Raw genomic sequence first — 25843 nt, forward strand, 5'->3', positions numbered from 1 at the left:
CGTCCAGGGGGATCAGCGGGACTTGTGCGGCCACCAGGACAGTACGGACGTCCGTGGCCGCGCTTTGAGTTGGCGGCGGTGGGGACTGCGGTCGACGCCGGTGCTCCGTCGGCCCAGAAGCGACAACATCGGGGACCAGCGTGACGAACTCGGGTGACTTCAGGGGGAGCCAGGAACTCGACCGCCTCAAGGCGATGCTCGAGAGCTGGCGCACCTCTCTGGTGGACCTGAGCGGCCGCAACCGGCTGCTCAATTTTCGCCACACCAAATCGGCGACATTGGAGATCTCGACTCCATCCGCACAGGAGCTCATCAAGGGCCTGGCCCGCGGCTGGGACTTCGCGCCGCTCCCGGACGAGGAACCGGAGGCCGGTGAGGGCATACGATCCAGCGATGTGGTCCTCGCGAAGAAGGGCGACCGCGCCGACGGCATCGTCACCCAGAAGACCACCGCGCCTGCCCTCCTGCGCGCGTTGAACAGCCTTCGCACCAAAGCGACGCAGGTCTTCAACGACTACGGTCTGTGGACCCTCAGCCTTGGCGTCGGCATGCTCCGCTGGCGTGAGGACGGGGCTGAGACGGGCAGCGACGCACCCCTGGTCCTGATGCCGGTGATCATCGAGCGCGCGCGCAACGGCCGGATCCGCCTCAGGGCGAGCGACGACGAGGAACCGCGCCTCAACCCGGCCCTGAAGGTGAAGCTGGACCAGTTCCATATCGACTGGACGCCGGTCGGCGAACAGGACCCTTCGGACCTGCAGGCGGTGCTCTCCGCCGCGGCCCGCGCGGTGGCGGGCAAGGCCGGATGGCAGCTCTCCGACCGTGTGGTGCTCGCACTCTTCGCCTCCCACAAGGAGTCGATGTACCAGGACCTGCTGGACAACGAGGACCGCGTCCTCGGCAGTGACCTCGTACGGGCGATGGCTCTCGGTCCGAACTCCGGACTCGCCTCCGACCGTTTCGACTTCGAGGAGATCGAGCTAGACCGGATCGACGAACTGAGCCCGCCCGAGGACAGTCCGCTGGTCCTCGACGCCGACGCCTCGCAGCGGCAGGCCGTCGCCGCGGCTGTGGCCGGACAGTCGTTCGTCCTGGACGGCCCACCCGGCACCGGCAAGAGCCAGACGATCACGAACATGATCGCCGGCCTGATGCACGCGGGCCGCAGTGTGCTGTTCGTCAGTGAGAAGGCGGCGGCCCTCGACGTCGTCCTCGACCGGCTGAAGTCGGTCGGACTCGACTCGTACGCCCTTGCCCTCCACAGCCACAACACCAGCCGCAAAGCAGTGGCCCATGAACTGGGACGGGCGCTCGCGGAGGAACCGCGCGCACCGCAGCTGTCACAGCAGACCCTGGCCCAGGCCAGGGAACTGCGCCTCGCGCTCAGCGCCTATGCCGAAGCGATGAACGAGGTCCGCGACCCGCTGGGACGGACCCTGCACGACGTTCTCGGTCGGGTCGGCCGACTGTCCGAGGTGCCGGTCGCCTACCTGAGCCATGGTGAGGACCCCCGCACGGGGGCAGAGGCGACGTTTCGCGCCGAGACGCTCAGTGGCGAGGATCTGCGTCTGATCGTCGAGGCGACGAAAGCCATCTCCCATGCTTGGGAGGCGGTCGCCGATCCATCGTTCCCCTGGCGTGACCTGCGGGCCGGCCTGCCCCATCCCCGCCCCGTGCTGGAGCAGGCCCAGGCGGCGCGGAACGCGCTCGCGACGGTGGCCGAACGGTACCGGGATCTCGCGCCCGACGGAGTACCCCTCACGGATCAGAGCGGAATCGACCGTCTGATCCTGCTCCTACGGCTGCTCGACGTGCGGAGTCCCGTGCCGGAGGCTTGGCTGACCACGGATGCCTTCGCCGATGAGGTGGCCGACCGGGTCGACGCTTTCCTGGCAGAACTGCGCAAGGTGCAGCGCACGAGCACTGTCGTCCGAGCGACGGTGGGCGAGCGGTGGCAGGAACTGTCCACCAGGCTGACGGCTGAGCCGGGGGAGGCCGAGAAGACGCTCTCGGCGATGGTGCCGCGAGGCCTCGACCTTGCCGGACTAACGGAGGAGCGAGCGCGACAGTTCGCCCGGGAGTTCGACGCGACCGCTGGTGTGCTGGAGCGGACCCTGCAGAGCCTTACCCGCGTCAGCCGATTCGCCGGGCTCATGAATCCCAGCACCCCCGAGGAAGCACGTCATCTGTGTGACGTGGTCGCCGTGGCCGGCACCGAACACCGTCCTCTTGAGCGGTGGTTGGTCCCTGAAGGCCCCACGCGGGCGGAGGCGGCGGCGGTGGGGGTCGCCTCCGATGCGCTGAGCGACTTCTTCACACGACGGAACCAGGTGCTCTCCGCCCAGGCCCTCGCGACGGATCACGCGGGCCCGGGGTGGGCCGAACTGCGTCGGGAAGTGAGCGCCGAGCGACCGGCCAACGAGCAGGCCCTCGCTGCACTCGAACCGCCTGGCGCCGACATCGCGTCGTTGACCGGCCGCGAGGCCGCGGAACTGGCCGAGCGGTTCGACACGCTCGCCGACGCGCTCGGGATGGCCGCCGAGCACGCCGACTCGGTGGCCGAGCGCCTCGGGTGTGACCGGCCGAAGGCGACGTCCGAGGCCGAGGGCCTGGCTACGCTAGTGGAGCTGGCCACAGCCGCGGACCGCGCGCTCGAAGCATGGCTCGACCCCCGGGCTCTTCCCGGTGTCCGGGCAGCCGTCGCGGAGATCTCCTCGGCCGCCGATGACCTGGCTACCGCAGAGGACGCGGCGGGCGACACCTTCTTGCCCGAAGTCGTCTCCACGCCCGAACTGCCCGAAGCAGTCCACCGGCTCCTGGAGGGCCGCCAGGGACTTGCCGGAATGCTTTCCAGCGGCATCCGGGCCGACCGGAAGCTCGTGGCCCGGCTGACGCACGGCGGCTCGTGGCGCAGCGAGCTGTACGACAAGCTGCCACTCGCCGACGCCTGGTGCGCCGCGTACCGAAAGCTGCGGTCGCTGGCCACGACCCACGCCGAGTTGATCGGCCGCTATCGGGGCACGTCGCTGCCCGATGTCCCGGCACTGCGCAAGGCACTCGCGCACGCCGAAGCGGTCCACGCACTCGCGCCGGAAACCGTCGCCGACCCCTACCGCCGGAGTCAGCTCGCCACTCACCTGGCCGACGGCCGAGAGCCGCAACCCGCACTCGTCGAGCGGGGAACGGCACTGCGCAGCCATCTCGCCACGTGGCGAAGGGATTTGGGCAGCCCGTCGCTGGCACCGCATGCGGCCGACCTCACCAAGCAGCCGCTCGACGACGACGCTCGCTGGCTGCGCGCCCACCTCGCCCCGTTGCAACAGGCCGTCGCGCTGTTGGACACCGTGGCGTCGGTCGGTCGCCGGGACCATGGCCCCGGCTCCGAGCACGTGCTTGCCTCAGCGCGTACGGCGGTCGCAGCCGCGCACGCGGCACAGAAGGAGACCGCCACGTTCGCCGCTCAGGCCGTCACCGACCGCAGCCTTCTCGGCCCCTGGTACCGGGGCCTCGACACGCAGGCGGACGACCTGCACGACGCCGCGCCCAACGGTGTGACGGGCTACGGGCCCATGGGGCAGCTTCTGCGCCGCGGCCTTGACCTGACGCGACAGCAACCGGGCCCATACGCCACGGAGCTACAGCGCGAGTTTCTGGGCCGGTACGTCCCCGAAGGGCGCCCCCACACCGAAGCTTTGCAGGCCGCCCTGGACTCCGCCCGGCTGATCGCCCGCCTCGCATCCGACACGCTCACGGAACCAGCGCGCCGGACGAGCCTCGTTGAGGTACTGGCCGACGGCCGGCCCCAACCGCGCGACCTCCTCACGCAGACGGACCAGATCCGCCGTGACCTGGACCTCTGGCAGGAGTACACCGGGCAGCCCCACGTCGCGACGGTCGGCACAGCGCTTGCCGCCCGCCCCCTCGAACGAGCGGCGAGCTGGCTTCGCGCGCATGTGGAGCCCTTCGAGGACGCGGCCGACCTCATCCGCTCAACCGCCCGCGTCATGGACGAGGCGACGGGCCTCACCCTGTCCCGGGCCAGGGAAGCGGTGGCCGCCGTCGTCTCCGCCCGAGCCGCCGAGTCCTCTTTCGCGGAGAACGACACCACGTACCGAAGCCTTCTCGGTTCCCTCTACCAGGGCATCGAGACAGACCGCGACACGATCCTGGATGCCCTGGACTGGGCCCAGAAGGTCCGTCGTACCGCACACGGCGGCCACTCCGCGCCCCTGCCGCGAGCGGCGGCCCGGCTGATGCTGGCCGCGCCGGCCGACCCGTCCGTCGCTGACCGCGCCGGCGACTGGAGCGGTCAGCGCGAGGCACTCGCCGGGTACTTCGAGCCTGGGCGGGCCGAGGAGCTGCGACGCGAACTCGCCGAGTCCCTCACCGCGGCTCAGTCCACCCTGTCCCGCCTCGACCGCGACCCCTTCGGCCCGGAAGCGTGGACCAGCTGCGCCGACGCACTGACCCTGCTGCGCCGCTACCACCTCGACGGGTTGCCCGACCAGCTCGCACGCCGCGAGGTTTCCGCCGAGGATTTCCCCGCCGCTTTGGAGCGTGCTGTGCTCACCGCGTGGGTCGAGCACCAGCTGGCAACCGACCCGAGGCTGAAGCCGATGCGGGCCGTGGAACGCGACCAGTTGGTGGAGCGCTTCCAGAGGGCGGACCAGGACCTGGTGGCGGCGGCACATGCCGAGGTCATCGCCGCGTGCAACTCCCGCCGCCCTCGCCGGGCATCGGTGGGCCAGGCCGCCGTGATCCGCCGTGAGTCCGAGAAGCAGCGTCGTCACATGCCCGTACGGCACCTGCTGCAGCAGACCCGCGACGTCGTACGGCTGGTCAAGCCCTGCTTCATGATGAGCCCGCTGACGGTCAGCCAGTTTCTGCCACCTGGCTTCGAGTTCGACGTCGTCGTCTTCGACGAGGCATCCCAGGTGCTGCCCCAGGACGCGGTGAACTCCGTCTACCGGGGCAAGGCCCTCATCGTGGCGGGCGACCAGAAGCAGCTGCCGCCGACCTCGTTCTTCAGCGCGGCCGGCGACAGCGACGACGGCGACGAGTGGGACGAGGACGCCACCGACGGCTTCGAGTCCATCCTCGACATGTGCAAGGCCAGCGGAGTCCTGCGCGGGCTGCCCCTTCGCTGGCACTACCGCAGTCGGCACGAGAACCTGATCGCCTTCAGCAACCACGACTTCTACGACAACTCCATGGTCACGTTCCCGGGCGCGCTGGAACAGGGACCGGACATCGGAGTGGAGTTCATCAAGGCGGACGGTGTCTACGACCGCGGCGGGAGCAGCGACAACCCCCTCGAGGCCACGAAGGTGGCCCAGCGCGTCATCCATCACTTCGACACCCGCCCCAAGCACACCCTCGGCGTGGTCGCGCTGTCGAAGGCGCAGGCGGAGGCGATCGAGGAGGCGGTGCAGAAGGCGAGGGCCGCCCGCCCGGACCTCGACCACCACTTCACGGAGGGCCGACTCGACGGGTTCTTCATCAAGAACCTCGAAACCGTCCAGGGTGACGAACGCGACGTCATCATCCTCTCCATCGGCTATGGTCCCGACCACCGCGGCAAGCTGTTGTCGACGTTCGGCCCCATCAACAGGGAGGGCGGCTGGCGACGCCTCAACGTGGCCGTGACCCGCGCCCGGCGCCGCATGGAGGTCATAGCCTCCTTCCACGGAGGCGATCTGCCGGACAGCGCCAACAAGAGCGTGCAGCACCTCAAGCGGTACCTGCAGTACGCCCAGCACGGTCCGGCGATCCTTCAGACGGAGGCCGCCGATCCGGAAGCGGCTCCAGAGAGCCCCTTCGAAGAGGAGGTCATCGACGTCCTGCGCGGCTGGGGGTATGAGGTCCAGCCGCAGGTGGGGGTTGCCGGTTTCCGCATCGACATGGCGGTACGGCACCCGGGCGCGCTCGGCACGTACGCGCTGGGCATCGAGTGCGACGGCGCCATGTATCACTCCTCGAGGGCGGCTCGGGACCGCGACCGGCTCAGGGAAGCGGTCCTGCGCGACCTGGGGTGGAAGCTGCACCGAATCTGGGGGACGGACTGGTATCGGAACCGGCGGGATGCCATGGCACGGCTGCGGGCCGCGGTGGAGGCGGCGTGCGCAGAGGATCCGCATGCGGTGCGAGTGGCGCCGCCCGTGAGGGTGGACGGCAGCAGCAGCGGCGGCGGCCTTGGTAACGGTGACGGTACGGCGGAGGTCGCGGACGGCCCCCTGAGCGCGGGGGGCGGAGAAGCTGGAGAAGTGGCCGGTGGTCCGGCAGTCCCGCGAGTGGAGTTCGTGACGGTCGACGCCGGCCCTGCACCCTGGAGCCGTCCCTACCAGGAGGTCGACCCTGACCTGTTGGCACAGGTACGTGACAGGTCGAGCAGCCAGCGGGGCATGTGGGGCGTGGAGTTGCAGGACCCCGATGCCCTCGACGTGGTGGCGGACGTGGCGCTGTGTGTGGTCGAGGTGGAAGGGCCCGTCGAGAAGGAGGTGATCTACACCCGGGTTCGTCTCGCGTGGGGTCTCGGAAGAGCCGGCCAGGTGGTCCGCGACCGCATCGACCGAGCTCTTCGCCGTCTGCTCAAGCAAGGCAAGATCGTCCGCGTCGGTACGGCCTATGACAGGCCCGGCCACGAGACGGAGTTCGCACGCACGCCCACTGAGCGGTGCGCCCGACGAGTGGCGGAGGTTCCAGTGGCGGAGCGGCAGCTCGTGCTCAGAAACGTGGTCGAAGAGGGACCGGGCGTGCAACGCGAGGACCTACTGCGGGAAGCCGCTCGCTTCCTCGGGTGGGCGCGGCTCGGAGCCGATATCCGGGATGCGCTGACTGGCGACATCGACGCGTTGATCGCCGCCGGAGACTTGGTCGAGTCGGAGGGCGGCCTGATGCCCGCGGAGGGTTCCTGATTCGTTGAGGTGGGCTCTCCTCCTATCGCCCGGATGGCCCGCTGAGCCGGCAGGATGCGGCAAGCACTCTCCGATGTCTCGTTGACGACGCGAGCGATCGAAGGTGGGACGCTCTCGTGGACAAGCCCATCGCTGATGGATTCGTGCTGCTCCCGGACCCGGACCCGGACCCGACGCGCGCTGGCGCGATCCTCATCGTCTACAACGTAGAACAGCGGTCCGATGTCCAGGTTGGGCGGCGCAGGGCGACGACGGGGTTCTGGTCGCCGTTGCGTCGACCAGGCTCCCTTGCGGCCTGTGAGCCCCTACACCGGCCGCATTAGCTGGTACGGCTGTCAGTAGCGCCAGGTACCCTCAAACACATCGTCAACGCGGCCCGACGGGCTTCCGCTCCACCCCGGTGGAGTCTCGAAGGACATGCCCCCACCCGCACGAGTCTTTTCGTGCTGCCTGGGGGAAGTCCTTGCTGTTCCGCGCGTCCGCGAAAACGGTCGCCGTCATGGCACTCGACGGTTCGCTGTTCCTGCACCTCACCGACAAGTTCGTCCACATGCATGGCTATCGGCCCGGCGCTTCGGAGGTGCGTTCCTGGGAGCGCAGCATCCCCGTCCTGGCCGCCGCACTCAACGATGCCGGCCTGGGCGACGTGGAGGTCATGCTGGAGTACGCGCTCCCGCTCAACAGCAAGCGGGCCGACGTCGTACTCGCCGGTGTGCACCCGGTCACGGGAGAACCGTCATACGTCGTGGTGGAGCTGAAACAGTGGAGCGAGGCACTGCCCCACGACGACGACCCCACGTTGTGCGAGCTCGACAGATATGCCCACCCGGTCCTCAACCCGATCGAGCAGGTACGCCGCTACTGCGACTACCTGGTCAACTTCAACGGGGCGGTGGCCGGACACGGACACCGGGTCAACGGAGTGGCATTTCTTCACAACGCCACAGAGTTCGGCGTGGCCGGCCTGAGGGAGATCGAGAGTGACGGCCGAGGACTGCTTTTCACCGGGCAGCGCCGCGGTGCCTTTCTCGATCATCTGCGTTCCAGGCTGAGCGACAGGCATCCCGGGGCCCGGGCGGCGGACGAACTGCTCGCGGGTTCCACTGTGCCGTCGAAGCAGTTGATGACCGTGGCCGCCGAGGAGGTGCGGGAACGCCAGCAGTTCGTGCTCCTCGACGAACAGCAGGTCGCGTACCGCATGGTGCTCAACGCGGTGGAGAGGGCGAAGCGCGCCGACCGCAAGGAAGTCGTCATCGTCACCGGTGGCCCCGGCACCGGCAAGAGCGTGATCGCTCTTCAGCTGCTCGGCGAGTTGTACCGGCGCGGGGTCTCGGCGCTGCACGCCACCGGATCGCAGTCGTTCACCAAGACGATGAGAAAGGTCGCGGGATCACGCAAGCGGGAGGTCCAGGACCTGTTCAAGTACTTCAACAGCTTCATGACCACCGAGAAGAACAGTCTGGAAGCCCTGATCTGCGACGAGGCCCACCGTATCCGGGAGACCTCAGCCAACCGCTACACCCGAGCCGAACACCGGACTGGCAGGGCCCAGATCGACGAACTCATCGACGTCGCCCATGTGCCCGTCTTCTTCCTCGACGAGCACCAGGTCGTGCGTCCGGGCGAGATGGGTAGCGTGGCTGAGATCAAGGCCGCTGCAGCGAAACGCGACATCCCCTGCCGCGTGGTCCCGCTGGACAGCCAGTTCCGCTGCGGTGGCAGCGACGCCTACCTGCGCTGGGTGGTCCGGCTCCTTGGCCTGGAACCCGGCGGGCCGGTGGTCTGGGAGCCCGACGACCGTATGCAGTTGCTGGTCGCCGACAGTCCCCGACAGATGGAGGCATTCCTCGAGACACGCCGCGCCCAGGGTTACGGTGCCCGGATGTCCGCCGGGTACTGCTGGCGCTGGTCCCCGGAACCCAAGCCAGGCGACCCGCTCCCGCCCGACGTCGTCATCGGCGACTGGGCCCGTCCCTGGAACCTGCGTGGAGAGCGTTCCGTCTCGGGCGCGCCCCCGGCCGCCCTCTGGGCCACCGACCCGGCCGGTTTCGGTCAGGTCGGCTGTGTGTACACCGCGCAGGGCTTCGAGTACGACTGGTCGGGCGTCGTCATCGGCCCCGACCTGCTCTGGCGCGGCGACCGCTGGATCACGGACCGCACAGCTTCCAAGGATCCGGTCTTCAAGAGGTCCACCCCCGACACGGACGTCGACCGCCTGATCCGCAACACCTACAAGGTGCTGCTGACCCGGGGCATGGTCGGCACGATCGTGTACTCGACGGACCCGGAGACACGGGAGAAGCTGCGGGAACTCGGGGGACAGCCGACGCGGAAACTGGTCGCGACGTGACCGCGGCACCCACGGACGGGCAACCGAGCCTGCCGTGAATCGGCCAAGCCACTCGGTCGAAGAGGCCGAAAGAGGATCGTCGTTCCCTGGGTGAGCGGCTTTCTGCCTAAGATCACCGAACCGGTCGCGGCCCGACGGGCTTCCTATGTGGACACGCCCCCACCCGCACGAGTCACTCGTGCCCTGGGGGAACCTCCTCGTGTCCATGCTCCTGCTGCGGTTGGCAGCGCGGGACCTGCTGGCCCTGCACGCACGGCGCCGCCTGGTGCCGCATTTGGCCGCCCGCTGGGTGCACTTCGGGCGAGGTGAGTCCTCTGACGGCGAGCGCTCCGCCTGGGCCAGAAGCCTTGTCTCCCTCGCCGAGGACCTGGTGGCCGCCGAGCGGGGCAACGTCGAGATGATCGTCGAATGCTCGCCGACCGTGGAGGAATCCGAAGGCCCCGATACGGACGGGCAGATCGATGTGGTTCTCGTGGGCAGGCATCCTGCGGAAGGCACCCTTTCCGTCCAGCTCGTCGAGTTGAAACAGTGGTCGGCGGTGACGAGGGTGGAGGCTGCGACAGCCGATCTCGTGTACGTCGACGGGATCGACGACCCTGTCAAACACCCCGCCCTCCAGCTCAGTGAATACCACGCGCTTTTCACCGGCCCCACAGGTCCGCTGAACGGGCTGCAGTTCGAGTGCGGTGGTTTTGCCTATCTGCACAACGCCACGAATGAATCCGTCCGGCCACTGCTCGGCGTCGACGCGCCTACAGGCCCCTACGCGTACACGTACACGAGTGATACCCGGGCCAGGCTCCTCAGCGACTTGCAGCGCCATTTCACAGCCGAGGACGACTACTCCTCGGCGGAGTACATACTGCACCGGCTGAATCTCCGGAACACGCCGTTGCTCGACGCCATGGTCAACTCGTGCGGGGAGGACACGGTCTTCACCTTGAGGGGACGTCAGAGGAAGGTCGCCGATGACGTACTCGAGGCTTCGGAGCTGATTCTGGACAGCCCGGACCGAGTGGCGATCGTGCCCCGTCCGCAGCATGCCGTCTTCCTGATCAGCGGAGGGCCGGGCACCGGGAAAAGCGCCGTCGGGCTGCAACTACGAGCCGATCTGGAAGCCGCAGGTCGAACGGTGAAGTACGCGAGTGGTTCGCGGGCCTTCAACGCCGCGATCAAGGAGAACGTCGGATACACCACGGCCGAGTTCCGGGAGCGCTTCGCGTACTTCAGCAGTTTCGTGAAAGCGCCGAGTCCGCCGCTGGACGTGTTGATCTGCGACGAGGCGCACCGGCTGAGGGACAGGACCACCAACTACCGCCTCCCTGCGGAGAAGCAGGGCACGAAGCCGCAGGTGGACGAACTGCTCGATGCGTCACGTCTGACGGTCTTCTTTCTCGACGCCGGCCAGACCGTGCGCCCGCACGACGTCGGCACCGTGGAACACATCGAGGACGCCGCGCGACGCCGCGATGCGGTTGTCCGTCGCTACCATCTGACGGAGCAGTACCGATGCGGAGGCAGTGACGCCTACCTCCGCTGGGTTCGGGCATTGCTCGGCGTTTCGACGCAGGAGCCGCACGATTGGGTCCCGGACGGACTCATGCACATCGAAGTCGTCGACACACCCGACGAGATGGAGCACATCGTCCGCACCGAGTTCGAGGCAGGAGCGACCGCCCGGATGGTGGCCGGCTACTGCTGGCCCTGGAGCAAGCCGGACGAGAACAAGAACCTGGAGAAGGACGTACGCATCGGTGGCTGGCACCGTCCGTGGAACGCGTCCAGTGAGTCCTTCTGCGCCAACGGCGAGCCACCGTCGAGGATCTGGCCGGTACACGATGCCGGAATCGGGCAGGTCGGCTGTGTCTACACCGCGCAAGGTCTCGAGTGGGACTGGTGCGGGGTGATCATGGGCGAGGACATGGTCTGGCGCACCGACCGCTGGGTCTTCCGGCGAGGAAAGCAGCGAAAGGACCCGGCGGCCGGTGTCATGCGGGTCGCGAAGCCGGGCTCGCTCGATCCGAAGGTTCGGACCAGCACCCTCGACGACGACGAATTCGCGCGCTGCGTGCGTCACGCCTACCACGTCCTGCTGACCAGAGCGAGCCGGGCGACCGTCCTCTACTCCACGGACGAGGAGACCCGGCGTCACCTCAGGAAGCTGGTGGGGGAAACCGACGTGCAGGGGCTCCGGCCGACGCAGTCGACCATCCCTCCCGAGCTGAGGATCGCGCGGCACAGCGGGGCCACACGGAGCCGTAGAGCCCGACGGGCACAGAGCAAGGCCAAACGGAAGAACGACATGATGTTGTTCTGAGCTCTGCGCTCGAGGTGGAGTGGCGGGCTCCCGGTGCCCGCCACTCGCCTGCTTCAGAAAAGCAGGTGCGCTGCCGACATCATCGCGGCCACCAACACGTTGGCGACGACACTGATGGCGACGTCCACCAGGACCTTACGGAACCAGGCGAAACGCGCAGGCTTGTACTCGGCAGGGTTCACAGGTGACCACTCCTTGGCAGTGAGCAGGAATGGTGGGGGGACGGCCCACCGGGCATCCGCTCACACACCACGCGTGTCCGCGTGGCGATTCACCACCACTGCTCACATGCCGCCGACCGGCACATGAACTCCGCACTCGTACCCCTCCGGGAGGATGCGCAGCACAAATAACCCTACTGCAACTGGAGTTGTGCACGCGTCATGATGATGGTGGCAGCCAGCGCGCGGCCTGTTCCCGGCTCACCTTGGCGGCGTCCACATACCACTTGCGGCGGTCGGGATCCCACCGCGCGCCGAGCTGTTTCTTCGCCTCGTCCTTGTCCGCGTAGGGGACTTCCAGATAGAGGCGTTCTCCGTCGGCACGGCCCGCTCCGCCCGCCTTGCCCGCGCCTGTCGTCCGCGGGTTCCATGCGGCCCTCTCCTTGCGGGCACGCTCGATGACTCGCCCAACCCGCTCGCATGCCACCGGGTCCGTGAGTCGCATCATCAGGTCGGTGGGGCCCTTGTTGGCCAGCAGATTGAGCGAGCCGTGCCACAGCACATTTCCGTCCAGGATCAGCACCTTCTCGTGCATCCGCTCGCGGAACTCGACCTGGCAACCCACCGAACGCAGTTCGTCGACCAGTTCCTGGACACGTTCAGCCGCAGCGTCGGTCGTCTGCTCCTGCGGGTCCCGCGTCCTGATCGTCACCTGAACGCCGTCCACCGCCCGCTTCGCAAGATGGGCCGACCAGGTGCGGACCGGCTGGCGGTCGAGGAACGGTGAGTACAACTCGATCGTGCGGGTGGCCTTCGCGATGTCCCACTGAACGGCCGCGGGCACCTCGTCCGCGGGGAAGAACGAGGGCCGTGCGAGCTCCTCGTCGGACAGGGCCGACAACTGGGCGGCGTCACGGACCGGGATGAGCTGGTCGACGGACATGCACTGCGCGTTCGCCTCCAGGTGATCGAGCATGCGCAGCGCCTCGCTGCCGACGGGCAGGTGCTCACGCAGATGCTCGACGTCCGCAAGGACGACGAGGTGGTCCTGCGCCCGGCTCAGTGCGACGTTGAGGAGCCGGCAGGTGTGCGAGGACAGGCCGCTGCCGCTGAAGAAGTACCCTGGCGACCTGCCGGATCCGGCCGTGGTGTCGAGGACGACGATCGGCCGCTGGCTCCCCTGGAACCGGTGGACGGTGTCCACGAGACCTTCGTACGACGTCCCGAAACGGTACGACAGGCTGTTCTTGAGGGCCTGTACCTGCGCGCGGTACGGGGCGATCACCGCCAGCCGGTCCGTGGCCTGCTCCCCGGCGGGTATGTCCTCCGCCTTGCGGCCGGGCAGGACGCCCTCGTACTGCAGGCCGCGCACGAGTTCATGGACGGCCGCCTCGTGCACCGTGTTGGTGAGGTGGTCGCGCCCGGCGATCCGCTGCTTCGACGTGTCGATGAGGATCACCGGCGCGTCGACCAGCGGGTTGAACGGAATGCGAGAGCCGTCTGCCCGTCCTGTGGACAAGGGCGCGTCCGGATAGGCGACGGTGTTGACCACATCGCAGATCGGACCGCGCATCCGGTACTGAGTGTTCAGCGCCACGAGCCGATTGTCCGGCCGGACGGATCCGGACTCCCCGACCAGGCCCGCCGCGTGGAAGACGTCCCGCGCGCACCACTGCAGGGCGTGGTCGCGTTCCTCCGGCGTCGCCTTGCGGTCGCCGCTGCCCTTGGTCACCGCCGGAAGCTGGCGGAAGTCGCCCGCCACGATGACCCGCTTCCCGGCGAGACCTGCCGCGTACCAGGCGGAGGGAAGATCGACCATCCCCGCTTCGTCGATGACGACCACGTCGACCCGGTCGAGCAGCCTGTGCGACTGGACGGCCTTGGCGACGGTGGCACCGAGGACCCGACACTTCGAACGGACCGTGTCCTTGATCGCCCGCCGCTGCTCTTCCAGCGTGTTGATCTCCTGTTGCAGCCTGTCGGCCTGCGACACCAGAGATGCCCGGCTCGGCAGGCCGGACACCTTTGCCGCCTCGGCCGACAGGACGGACCGCAACCGGGTCACTTCCGCCATGGCATGCCGCCCGGCACGTTCGGCAGCGGCGAGGTTCGACGCGATCGACTCCAGGCGGGTACGGGCTCCGGTGATGGCCACCCGTGCGTCGTCCAGCTGCTTCTGCTTCCGGTCGGCGAACAGGCCGCGTGGAGCGCCGATCTTCTCGATCAAAGCGGTCTGTTCGGCGATCTCCCTGCGGGCGCCGGCCTGGGCTGAGTTTGCCGCGTCGCGGCTCTGCGTGGACTGTGTGTACTGCTGCTGGGCCGTCGCGAGATCGGCGCGGACGACGCCCACCTTGTCGTGCGCGGCGATGCCCGTCTGAGCGGTGCGCAGGGCGGCGGCGCGTTCGGTGAGTGCGGCGTCCAGCGTCGCGGAGAGCCGCGCGGCGATCCGGTCGGGATCCACCTGCTCGCCGTACCTGTCCCGCAGCGACGGGACCGTGATGTCTCCGGCGCGCTGCACGAGTCCGTCGGGGAAACCGGTCTCCGCGGAGAGAAGGTCGCAGACGCGTTCCAGGGCCTGGTCGACGGCGACCTTGGTGGGCGCCAGGAAGAGAACCGTGAGGTCCTGCCGGTAACTGCCCTCGATGATGTGTCCGACGACATCGGTCTTGCCGGTGCCGGGCGGCCCCCACAGGAAGGTGACCTCGCTGGCGAGAGCCTGGGAGACCGCCTGACGTTGTCCGGAATTGAGCTGCAAGGACGCCCAGTCGGCCACCCACCGGGTCATCGAGCGGTCGCTGCCGAGCCGCGGGCTGCCCCGGCCGACCATCCACCCGGCGCTCTCCACGCGCACAGGGTGTTCCGGCTGTCCCACTGCTTCCAGGCGTTCGGCGAGCGTGCGCCATCCGGCTGCGTCGTCCTCGCGGATCTGCACGTTCGCGGGCGAGTCGCCCAGGTCCACGGCGGTGGTCAGGCGTACACCGCCGTCCGGAAGCCGCTTGGCCTCGGCCGGCGCCCAATCACCGGTGGAGCGGGACGGCCGGACCAGCACGGGCTTGCCGTCGAGGCCGTCCTGCCACTTGCGGCACTGGAACAGGTACTCGTGCCGCGCCTCGGAGTGCGAGGTACGGCGGCCCTTCGACAGGGCCACCTTCTGCTCGTCCTTGCCGTCGCTGCGCAGCTCGGCGGTGACCTCCAGCCGGACCGCTGCCAGCAGCTCACCCACCGGATACCGACGGGTCGACTCCTGCGCCATCTCCACCCCCGAGGTGATCGGCTCATCGTCATGACATGTGCCGGACCGAGGCACATGCGGAAGAGCGAGCTTATGTACGCCGAGGTGGGGCAAACGTGTTTCCGGTCAGGGCTGCTTCGGCCGGGAGATTGGCTTCTTCGCAAGGCACACTCGGCCCATACCGTCTGGAACAGGAGCGTGGGCGGCCGCTTTGGATCCGCTGTGGATCAGGAGCCCGGAGCGTCGGAATTCGGCTGCGGCGAGGCGGGCGGGGAGTAGGAGTTCACCTTCGGCCTCTTCTTCGCGCTGCGGCTGCGGGCGCGTGTGGCCCGTGCACGGGGCGTCTCCTCGCTCGTTTCGAACCCCAGCATGACGCTGTACCCCTCGCGGGCGCGCTGTAGCCCGAAGTCCCGCAACTGCTCGACGCTGGTTCCCACGGTCCCGACCATGCCGTGCTTGACCAGTTCCGCGAACTCTGAGCCGACGAGGTAGCGGCCCACCCTTTCGTAGCTGAAGATGCGCCCGCCCTTCTTCCCGAGTGTGCAGTCGTCGTCCAGGAGAACGCGGGCGTACGAGAGGGGGATGTACATTCCGTGGGCCAGCTCGGAGGTGGGAGCCGCCCCGTCCCGCCAGTGCGCGAACTTCAGGAAGCACGAGTCCTGGGAGAGGCGCCACTCGTGAGAGCGCTCAGGCTTCGCGCTGAGCTCCGAAACCCGTTCCAAGCGGTCCATCTGGTCGAGGAGTTGCTTGTTCACCCGGTATTCCTTGTTCCGGGATCCCAAGCGTTTGTACTGGACGAGGACGAAGCTGTGGGTGGGGTGGTGGTAATAGATCATGTCCGTGCCCAGTCGTCTCTCGACCGGAGTGGCATTGACGTTGACGATCTCGAGACGGCGCCCGGTGGAGTCCTCCAGCACGTGGATGTCACATCGCACATCACCGAGCCCTCGCCAGTCGTCGAAAAGGGCAGTCTCGCTGCCCAGGCCGGCTCGTACGTCGTGGTCGATCAGGCTGTTCTCCACCGGGTCCGGTATGAGGCCCGCGAGGTACGGCTCGTCCCGTGACGCAGGGCGTCCCCAGGCCGACAGCGCGGAGGGAGGGAAGTCGGTCACCCTGGTGAGGGACTGAGCGGCGTCCCTCTGTTCCTGCCACGCACGGTCCGCCGCGTCCTCGACGTCGAAGACGACCGGTGTCAAATTGGCGAGCAGCCACTCGATGTACCGGGCCAACTCGGGGTGAGCCTTCAGGAGCGCTTTGCGGAGAGCCTCCCAGGCAGCCGTGCCGCAGTGCCCCGCGCTTCCGGAAAGGGCCTGCTCCACATGGGCTCGGTGCGTCGAGGAAAGGGAAGCGAGAATACCGTCCGGACCGTCCAGAGGTACCGGCCTCGGACATCTGCGCATGGGCTCGATGGTGATGCTTCTGTCGACCGGCCCCACGGTGTTGAAGCGCTGGACCGACCCGACCCAGGTGATGAAGCGGCCGTGTTCGGAGAACTCCCTACGGCTGTTGTTCGCGGGATGCTTCCGGTTGTCGCACACCAGGAACGCTAACCGGGTACCGGGTTCGGACGTTTCCAGCTCGGTGGGCAGTCCTTTCGTGAAGCGTTCGGTGATGAGCCAGTCGGCTTCGTTCTCGGCCATCTGGGGCGAGGTGAGGGTCACTATGTACGTCACTCGGCGACCCTACCGACGCCGCTGTGACCGCAGACCTTCGTCCGATCGTCGCGTTATCGGACAAGCGTGCGGCAGGGCGGGATATTTTTCTGCGAATGCCCTTTGGTCCCGTTCTTCACGGCCTCTTCTCATGTCGTAGCCAGCCACTAGGATCTGCATGCAGGGTCTGACCATGGGGAACGGCGGCCCTGGATGGAACGAGGAGCGGGGAACAGGCATGCGGGAAGGCCGGTGGGGCACGGTCACCGAGTCCGAGTTCGATCATGAACGCCGCGGCTTGGACGCGATCCGGGAGAAGCTGCCGGACTCCGACCCCTGGCGTGCCTGGTCGAACTTCACCTTCACCGCGAACACCGGTCACGTCCGGGAAGTCGACCTCCTGGTCGTCACTCCCGGCGGCGTCTGCATGATCGAGCTGAAGGATTGGCACGGCTCGGTCACGTCCGAGAACGGCACCTGGGTGCAGACCACTCCCGGTGGTCGCCGCCGTACGCACGGCAATCCGCTGCACCTGGTCAACCGCAAGGCCAAGGAACTGGCCGGCCTGCTCGCGCTGCCCGGCGGCAAGCGGGTCTGGGTCGCCGAGGCCGTCTGCTTCACGGACAACAGCCTCCGCGTGCGCTTGCCCGCCCACGACCAGAACGGCGTGTACACCGTCCACCAGCTGGTCGAGATGCTCAAGCAGCCTCCGCGTGACGAGCGGCGCCGTATCACCGCGATCGGCTCGCGCGAGATCGAGGCGGCCCTCAAGAACATCGGCATCCGCAAGAGCGACGCGCAGTACAAGGTCGGCCCGTACGAGCTGGAGCGGAAGTCCTTCGACTCCGGGCCCACCTGGGCGGACTACCTCGCCCGTCACAGCGACCTGCCCGAGGCCGCCCGCGTCCGCATCTACCTCAGCGAGCGAGGCTCCGACGCCTCCCTGCGCCAGTCCGTCGAGAACGCAGCCCGGCGCGAGGCCGCGGTGCTGGGCCGTTTCAAGCACCCCGGAGCGGTCGAGCTCAAGCAGTACTTCCCCTCCGGGCACGCCGCCGGCCCCGCGCTGATCTTCGACTACCACCCGGACACCCTGAAGCTGGACGAGTACCTGGTCCAGTACGGCGAGAAGCTGGACATCCTCGGCCGGATGGCGCTGGTCCGCCAGATCGCCGAGACCATGCGCTCCGCGCACTCCAGCCGCATCCACCACCGTGCGCTCGCCGCCCGCTCCGTGCTCGTCGTCCCCCGGCCGCGCGGCGGGAAGGGCCGGGCCGTCGGGGAGGAGGCCGCCTGGCTCACCCCGCACCTCCAGATCTCCGACTGGCAGATCGCCACCCAGCGCAGCGGCGACTCCTCCCAGGGCCAGGGCATGACCCGCTTCGCGCCGACGGCCCTGTCCGCGATGCACCTGGCCGACGACGCCGACGCCTACCTCGCCCCCGAACTCACCGCCCTCAACCCCGACCCGGTCCACCTCGACGTGTACGGGCTCGGGGTCCTCACTTACCTGCTGGTCACCGGTAAGGCCCCGGCCGCAAGCCAGGCCGAGCTGCTGGCCCGACTGGAAGCGGGGGAGGGGCTGCGCCCCAGCTCCCTGGTGGACGGCCTGTCGGAGGACGTGGACGACCTGGTCCAGGCCGCCACCGCGTACCGGCCGGGCCAGCGGCTGTCCAGCGTGGACGAGTTCCTGGAGCTGCTGGAGGTCGTCGAGGACTCCCTCACCGCCCCGGCTCAGGCGGCCACCGCCACGGAGGGGCCGGCCGACGAGGACGACGGGACCGCCGCCGACAAGGACCCGCTGGAGGCCGTCGCCGGTGACGTGTTCGCCGGCCGGTGGGAGATCCGCCGCCGCCTCGGCACCGGCTCCACCAGCCGCGCCTTCCTCGTCCGCGACCTTCAGGCCGAAGCCCGCAGGACCCGCCCGCTGGCCGTGCTGAAGGTCGCCCTCTCCGACAGCCGCAGCGAGATCCTCGCCCGCGAGGCCGAGGCCATGGGACGCCTGCGCCCTCACTCCGGCATCATCCGCCTCGTCGAACCCGAGCCGCTGCACATCGGCGGCCGTACCGTCCTGGCCCTGGAGTACGTCGGCGACGAGCGCGACGACAACGGACAGGGCGCCGAGGGCGGCGTGCGCCCGCGCCGCCGTGAGGAGACCGTCTCCCGCCAGCTCCGCGAGAACGGCCGCCTCCAGGTCGACCAGCTGGAGGCGTACGGCGACTACCTCTTCGGAGCCGTCGACTTCCTGGAGGGCGAGGGCGTCTGGCACCGCGACATCAAGCCCGACAACATCGCCATCCGCATCCGCCCCAACCGCACCCGCGAACTCGTCCTCATCGACTTCTCCCTCGCCGGCTACCCGGCGAAGAGCACCAACGCGGGCACCGACGGCTACCTCGACCCCTTCGTCGACGTCATCACCCGTGGCTCGTACGACTCGCACGCCGAGCGGTACGCCGTCGCCGTCACCCTGCACCAGATGGCCTCCGGCGAGCTGCCCAAGTGGGGCGACGGCAGTGTCCTGCCCCGCATGACCGACGCGAAGGAATGGCCATACCCGACCATCGCGGCCGAGGCCTTCGATCCGGCCGTACGGGACGGTCTCGTCGCCTTCTTCCAGAAGGCCCTGCACCGCGACGCCGGCCGGCGGTTCCCCGAGCTGAAGCCGATGCGGGACGCCTGGCGCAAGGTCTTCCTCGACGCCTCCCAGACCGTCCCGTCCAGCCACCGTTCGCGCCACCCGGCCGCTACGGCCACTGGGGAGGGGACACCGGCCGAGGGCACCGCCGCGGTGGCGATCGCGGACGCCGAGCCGGAGACCGCCGAGCAGCAACGTGACCGCCTCGCCGCCGAGGTCACGCGGGATACTCCGCTGACGGTCTCCGGCCTCACGCCCGCTGCCCAGTCGTTCTTGTACGGCCTCGGCATCACCACGGTCGGCGAACTGCTCGACTACAGCCGCCGCAAGCTCGTCAACGCCCCCGGACTGGGCGCCAAGACCCGCAATGAGGTCCAGCAGAGGCAGCGCGAGTGGGGCGAGCGGCTGCGCGAGATCCCCGTCTCGCCGCTCACACCGAAGGGCCGCGCGGAGGCCAAGGAGGAGCTGGAGCAGCTCACCGCCGCCGAGTCGGCCCTCGTCGGCGAACTCGCCACCGGCGAGTCGGCGGGCGCGCTGTCCCCCCGCACGCTGCGCTCCGTCAGCCTCGACACCCTCGCCACCGTCTTCGTGCCCGCCGTCAACAACAACGGCTCCAACCGCAACAAGGCGGAGATGGTGCGGCTGTTGCTGCGGCTGCCCGACGAGCACGGGGTCCTGCCGGACATCGGCGTCTGGCCCAAGCAGAAGGATGTCGCGGAGGGCCTTGGGCTGAGCCACGGCCGTATCCCGCAGATGCTCAAGGACGAGCGCAAGCGCTGGAAGGCGGAGCCCGCCGTCCAGGCACTGCGTGAGGAGATCATCGACCTCCTGGTGAGCATGGGCCGGGTCGCCTCGGCGGTGGAGATCGCGGATGCCCTGGCGGTCCGGCGCGGCACGCATCTCGCGGGGCGCGAGCAGCGGCGTGCGATGGCGCTGGCGGCCGTACGGGCTGTCGTCGAGGTCGAGCAACTGCTGCCGCAGGAAGCCGAGTTCCAGCATCAGCCGAACCGCAAGGCGACGGACGAGTCCCTGGGCGCCGGCCTGCTCGCCCTGGACGTACGGGAGAACGACGGCCCGGACACCCCGACCGCGCCGGGCCTGCTGGAGTACGCGACCCGCCTCGGCAAGACGGCCGACCGGCTCGCGAAGCTGGACACCCTGCCGACGGCCGCGACCGTTCTGGCCGAGCTGGGCGCGCTGACGGCGCCGCCGGGCACGGTGGACTGGGACGAGCGGCGCATGGTGGAGCTGGCGGCTGCGGCGTCCGTGAACGCCGCCGCCACGCCGCGCCTGGAGATCTACCCGCGCGACCTGTCGCTCGTCAGGGCGTTGCGCCTCACGCAGGCGGGGCTCGTGCGCTGGATTCAGGGCCAGTCCGAGGGCCAGCAGCCCGGTCTGACGGTCGAGGCCGTCCATGAGCGGGTCCGCTCCCGCTTTCCCGAGCTGGCTATCCCCGACGGGCGTGGCGGCGCGACCCACGAACTGCCCACCGGAGGCCCGCTCACCAAGGCGCTGCGCGACGCCGGCTTCGAACTGTCGCTGAGCATGCACGAACGCGACGGCGTGCTGCGCTACCTGCCGACGCGGGTGGACGACGCGTCGAGCTACCTGACGACGGGTGCGTGGCGGCAGTCGACGCGTACGGGGGCGGTGACGCGGTACGCCGACGATCCGCAGCTTGCGGGAGCGGTACGCGCGGAGGAACGGCTCCTCGCGTCGGCCCGCCGGGATGGGTACCGGGTGCTGACCGTACGGCAGCAGCTGGTGCGGGACGCGGTGCGGGAGCTGGGCGCCGGGCGGCTTGGCACGGATGCGGTGTCGGTGACGGAGCTGTTCTTGGAGGCCCTGCACGCGCAGGTCACGCCGGGCACCAAGCCGACCTGGGAGACCTTGCTCAAGGCGGACGCCGCCGAGCCGGGTTCGAGGGGCGCGGTGCGGTTCGCGGAGTACGCGCGGACGGCGTGGGGCGCGGTGGAGCCCCGGATCGCGGAGCTGCTGGGCAACGGTGGCGGGGGCGGGGCCGGTCCTGTTGGTCCCGTCGGTCCTGTTCTGCTGACGGAGGCCGGGGTGTTCGCACGCTACGACGCGATGGGCGTCCTGGACCGGTTGGCGTCGGCGGCCCGGCGGGGCGGGCGGGGGCTGTGGCTCCTGGTCCCGCAGAGCGACCCCTCGCGCGAGCCCCGGCTCGGGCAGGTGGCCGTGCCGTACCAGGCCGGCCTGGGGGAGTGGATTCAGCTTCCGGACACGTGGGTGGGCAACGCCCATCGTGGGTCCGGCGAGGTTGTGGCAAGTGCTGCCAGTGGTGTCGAGGGAGACGTCAAGTGATCGACCGCAAGGCTCTGTTGAACGACCTGAAGCAGCAGGTCAAGGCGGTCGAGACCGACCTCGGGCGCCAGGTGAAGGCGCTGGGGGATGTCGGCACGCGCCTGAGGGCCGAGTACGACCAGGCGCGCAAGCTGGGGCGTACGGCGGCGACGTGGACCTCGTGGCTGGACGAGCGGGTCACGCAGGTCGCGGTGGCGTGGGTGTTGGGGACTGTGTTTGTGCGGTTCTGTGAGGACAACCGGCTGATTCCGGAGCCGTACTTGACGGGGCCTGATGGTGACCGGCGGGAGCTGGCGGAGTCTCGGTACGACGCGTATGTGGAGTCGGACGAGGATCCGACGTACCGGGGGTGGCTGCGGCGGGCTTTCGAGGAATTGGGTGACGGTCCAGCGGGTCAGTTGTTGTTCGACAGCAACCACAACCCGCTCTACCAAATCCCGCTCTCGCATGATGGTGCGCGGGAGTTGGTTGAGTTCTGGCGGCAGAGGGATGAGGCAGGTGTGCTCGTCCACGACTTCACCGACCCGCTGAGCGAAGACGGCATGGAAGGGTGGGATACGCGCTTCCTGGGAGACCTGTACCAGGACCTGAGCGAGGCGGCGCGAAAGACGTATGCGCTACTCCAGACGCCGGAGTTCGTGGAGGAGTTCATCCTCGACCGGACGATGAGTCCGGCGGTGCGAGAGTTCGGGTACAAGGAACTAAAGATGATCGACCCTACGTGCGGGTCGGGGCACTTTGTGTTGGGAGCGTTTCGGCGGTTGGTGCGGCTGTGGGCTGAGGGCCAGCCGGGCAAGGACGTGCACGAGCGGGTGTCGCTCGCGCTGAAATCGGTGCACGGGGTGGATGTCAACCCGTTCGCGGTGGCTATTGCTCGGTTCCGGTTGCTCGTTGCGGCGATGGCTGCGGGTCGTGTGCGGACACTGGCGGAGGCGGCGAAGTACGACTGGCCGGTTTATCTGGCGGTAGGAGACTCGCTGATCAAGTCTCGCGGCTCCCAGCAGGGCAACCTGTTCGGAGGAGTGGACAACGACTTTGTAGACGAGTTGGCCGATTTCAAGTACGCCACGGAGGACGTGCACGAGTACCCGGACATCTTGCGGCAGGGGCGGTATCACGTCGTGGTAGGGAACCCGCCGTACATCACGGTCAAGGACAAGACGCTCAATGCTCTTTACCGGGAGTTGTATCCGGCGTGTGCGGGCAAGTACGCGCTTTCGGTGCCGTTCGCCCAGCGCTTCTTCGAGCTGGCCAAGCGTGGGGACACTGAGGGGCGCGGCTACGGCATGGTTGGGCAGATCACCGCCAACTCTTTCATGAAGCGGGAGTTCGGTACGAGGCTCATCGAGGGGTACTTCGGGCACGCGGTGGAGTTGACTGAAGTCATCGACACTTCGGGTGCTTACATTCCGGGGCATGGAACGCCGACGGTCATCTTGATTGGCAAACAGCAGGGCGGTGACAAGAGGTCACCGCAAATCCGGACCGTCCGCAGTGTGCAGGGGGAGCCTGCCGCGCCAGAGAACGCCGAGGAGGGTTTGGTTTGGCAGGCGATCGTTGAGCAGATCGACAAGCCCGGTTCAATGAGCCAGTGGGTGTCGGTAGATGACCTGGACCGTGAGAAGTACTTCGGCAAGCAACCGTGGGTTCTTGCCGATGGCGGTCAGGAGATGCTGGAGCAGATCAACACGGCGCGACAAGCAACCCTGAAGCGCGAGCTGCACCGGATCGGGTTCTACGGGATCATGGGGGCGGATGACGCCATGAGTGCTGTTCCCCGCACCTACAAAAGGGTTGGTGCCGAGTCCGAGTATGTCCGGCGCCTTGTCGTGGGCGACGAAGTGCGCGATTTTCAGTTCGCGGATGGGGATGACGCCTTTCACCCCTATGACAGCCGACGGGAGTTGGTTCACCCGGATGCCTTTCCCGGCATGGCCGATTGGCTGTGGCCGTATCGGACCGAATTGGGAAGCCGCGCTACGTTCTCAGGCGGAACGTATTTCACGGATGGCCGGTCTTGGTGGGAGTGGCATCAGCTTCCCAAGGATCAAGGGGCGCATCGGTGGGCCATCCCATTCGCGTTTGTTGCGACGCATAACCACTTCGTGCTGGATCGGGGTGGGAAGGTATTTAAGCAGTCCGCTCCAGTGATCAAGTTGCGGGAGGGCGCGAGTGAGGAGGAGCACCTGCGGTTGCTTGGGCTGCTCAACAGCTCCACGGCTGGGTTTTGGCTGAAGCAAGTCAGCCACGACAAGGGCATCCGTGGAGAAGGTGGTGGCTTCACCAGCGATGACTGGGAGCGCTTCTTCGAGTTCACGGGCACGAAGCTCCAGGAGTTCCCTCTCCCGACCGAGTACCCCACCATCCTCGCTACCGCTCTCGATGCCCTCGCGCAGCTGCTCAATAACGACAGCCCAGCTGCTAACGCTGAGGAGAGCACTCCTGCTGTTGGCGTCCTCCGCGAAGCTAAAGCCTGCTGGGAGTCCACACGGGCCCGCATGATTGCCCTCCAAGAAGAGCTGGACTGGCAGGTCTACTTCCTCTACAAACTCCACTCCGAAGACCTTCGCGTCTCCGAGGACCCCGACGACCCCCAAATCCCCGAACTCTCCCTCGGCGAGCGCGCCTTCGAGATCGTCCTCGCCCGCCGCGTAGCCGCAGGTGAAGCCAGCGACGAGTGGTTCAAGCGGCACAACTCCACCCCCATCACGGAGATCCCCGCCCGCTGGCCCGCCCCCTACCGCGAGATCGTCCAGAAGCGCATCGACACCATTGAGTCGAACCGTGCCATCGGCATGGTCGAGCGCCCCGAGTACAAGCGGCGCTGGGCCACTGAGGGCTGGGACGCGCTCCAGGAGAAGGCCCTGCGCTCCTGGCTGCTCGACCGCATCGAGAACCGTGACCACTGGTTCGACGAGAACGGTCAGCCCACCATCCTCACCCTGGCCCGCCTCACCGATGCGCTCTCCCGTGACGAGGACTTCGTGTCCGTCGCCAAGATCTACGCGCCCCGCAAGGAACTCGCGAAGGTCGTCTACGAGCTGATCACCGATGAGCACGTGCCGTTCCTCTCCGCCCTGCGCTACAAGCCCTCCGGCATGAAGAAGCGTGCCGACTGGGAAGAGGTGTGGGACCTCCAGCGCAAGGAGGATGCCGCGCCCGACGAGCCCGCCAAGCGGAAGATCCGGGACTCCATCCCCGTTCCGCCGAAGTACACCTCGGCCGACTTCCTCCGCCCCTCCTACTGGAGGGCGCGCGGCAAGCTCGACGTGCCCAAGGAGCGGTTCATCTCGTACGGGCAGACCAACGCCGCCACCCCCGAGCTGTACGGGTGGGCCGGCTGGGACCAGCTGGAGCAGGCACAGGCCCTCGCCACGTACTTCACCAACACCGCGCTGTCCACCGAGGAGATCACACCGTTCCTCGCCGGTCTGCTGGAACTCCAGCCGTGGCTGACTCAGTGGCACAACGAGTTCGACATGCTCTACAGCGGCTCCCCGGCGGACTTCTTCGCCGGTTACCGCCAGCAGAAGCAGGGCGAGCACGGGCTCACCGACGACGATCTCCGTAACTGGCAGCCCCCGGCCGCAACCCGAGGTCGTCGCGCCGCTGTGAAGAAGTAGCCGGAAACGACTCGGCGTCGTGCCCGTACGCCGATGCCGAGTCTGCCGGACGAGGGGCCGCCCGGTGCGGGTGCGTGCGGACTTCGGTTGGTACACGCAGCTCCGCCCAGACCGTTTTGCCGGGGGCGGCCAGGCGAGGGGTGACGCCCCAGTCGTCCGCGAGGGCGGCCACGAGCAGCAGGCCCCGACCGGACTCGGATGCGGAGAAGGGGGTCGGGGGAGTGGACGGGGGCTGTCGCTCGGCGCGGGTGTCCGTTACCTCGATGCGGAAGGTGTCATCGCCCAGGGTGAGTTGGACGTGGAAGTCTCGGCCCTGTACGTGGCCATGGCGTACCGCGTTGGCGGTGAGTTCCGCCGTGATGAGGGTGAGCGTTTCGTTGACTGGGGTCGTGTACGGGTGGCCCCAGTCGTTCAGGCGGTGCGAGACGAGTCGGCGGGCGAGGCGGGCACCGCGTGGGGTTGAGGTGAAGCACATGGCGAACTCGCGTTCGGGTGCGAGGCGCTGCGGCATATGCCCGTTCGGGGGAGTTGCTGACTTCATGGGGTCAACGGTCGCGGACTCTGCGTAGCGTTGAACAGGAGTGATGCGCTGACGGGTACGGGCTGTACACGCGGGCGGCGCGCTTGTACGTGG

The 25843-nt window shown here is 68.3% G+C and carries 9 protein-coding genes; 5 read left to right on the top strand and 4 right to left on the bottom strand.

Annotation, left to right across the window (positions count from 1 at the left end):
* Window positions 1–140 precede the first annotated feature (140 nt).
* The 3 genes from ABZ725_RS39725 (at window position 141) to ABZ725_RS39735 (ending at window position 11581) form a co-directional block, all read left to right on the top strand.
* Complete coding sequence (locus tag ABZ725_RS39725) at window positions 141–6914, top strand: DUF3320 domain-containing protein (RefSeq protein ID WP_358807247.1); 6774 nt, start codon at window positions 141–143, stop codon at window positions 6912–6914.
* A 463-nt stretch (window positions 6915–7377) separates the two neighbouring features.
* Complete coding sequence (locus ABZ725_RS39730; protein WP_358807248.1) at window positions 7378–9264, top strand: DUF2075 domain-containing protein; 1887 nt, start codon at window positions 7378–7380, stop codon at window positions 9262–9264.
* 205 nt (window positions 9265–9469) lie between these two features.
* On the top strand, window positions 9470–11581 hold the full coding sequence (locus ABZ725_RS39735) for a DUF2075 domain-containing protein (RefSeq protein WP_358807249.1): 2112 nt from the start codon (window positions 9470–9472) through the stop codon (window positions 11579–11581).
* A gap of 53 nt (window positions 11582–11634) precedes the next feature.
* Here ABZ725_RS39735 and ABZ725_RS39740 read toward each other — a convergent pair whose 3' ends face one another.
* The 3 genes from ABZ725_RS39740 to ABZ725_RS39750 form a co-directional block, all read right to left on the bottom strand.
* Window positions 11635–11763, bottom strand: a complete 129-nt coding sequence (locus tag ABZ725_RS39740) for a DUF6408 family protein (RefSeq protein WP_266585070.1) — start codon at window positions 11761–11763, stop codon at window positions 11635–11637.
* 199 nt (window positions 11764–11962) lie between these two features.
* On the bottom strand, window positions 11963–14995 hold the full coding sequence (locus tag ABZ725_RS39745; protein WP_358807250.1) for an AAA domain-containing protein: 3033 nt from the start codon (window positions 14993–14995) through the stop codon (window positions 11963–11965).
* Window positions 14996–15201: 206 nt separating this feature from the next.
* Window positions 15202–16647, bottom strand: a complete 1446-nt coding sequence (locus ABZ725_RS39750) for a hypothetical protein (protein WP_358807251.1) — start codon at window positions 16645–16647, stop codon at window positions 15202–15204.
* 217 nt (window positions 16648–16864) lie between these two features.
* Here ABZ725_RS39750 and pglW point away from each other — a divergent pair, with 217 nt between their 5' ends.
* Together pglW and pglX are read left to right on the top strand one after the other, a co-directional pair.
* Window positions 16865–21586, top strand: coding sequence for a BREX system serine/threonine kinase PglW (gene pglW, locus ABZ725_RS39755; RefSeq protein WP_358807252.1), 4722 nt, complete (start codon window positions 16865–16867; stop codon window positions 21584–21586).
* On the top strand, window positions 21583–25209 hold the full coding sequence (gene pglX / locus ABZ725_RS39760) for a BREX-2 system adenine-specific DNA-methyltransferase PglX (protein WP_358807253.1): 3627 nt from the start codon (window positions 21583–21585) through the stop codon (window positions 25207–25209). The genes pglW and pglX overlap by 4 nt, the downstream gene beginning before the upstream one ends.
* On the opposite strand, the gene ABZ725_RS39765 is transcribed toward pglX, so the two are convergent.
* A complete protein-coding gene (locus ABZ725_RS39765; RefSeq protein WP_358807254.1) occupies window positions 25136–25750 on the bottom strand; it encodes an ATP-binding protein in 615 nt (204 codons plus the stop codon). The two genes, pglX and ABZ725_RS39765, sit on opposite strands and share 74 nt — an antisense overlap.
* Window positions 25751–25843: the final 93 nt, after the last annotated feature.

Origin of the sequence: Streptomyces sp. NPDC006872 (assembly GCF_040635845.1) — a bacterium.
GTDB lineage: Bacteria > Actinomycetota > Actinomycetes > Streptomycetales > Streptomycetaceae > Streptomyces.

Bases quoted from the DNA above. Each gene is read 5' to 3' on its own strand.
- ABZ725_RS39735 (WP_358807249.1), top strand. From the start codon at position 9,470: ATGCTCCTGCTGCGGTTGGCAGCGCGGGACCTGCTGGCCCTGCACGCA.
- ABZ725_RS39745 (WP_358807250.1), bottom strand. From the start codon at position 14,995: ATGGCGCAGGAGTCGACCCGTCGGTATCCGGTGGGTGAGCTGCTGGCA.
- pglW (WP_358807252.1), top strand. From the start codon at position 16,865: ATGCGGGAAGGCCGGTGGGGCACGGTCACCGAGTCCGAGTTCGATCAT.
- ABZ725_RS39765 (WP_358807254.1), bottom strand. From the start codon at position 25,750: ATGAAGTCAGCAACTCCCCCGAACGGGCATATGCCGCAGCGCCTCGCA.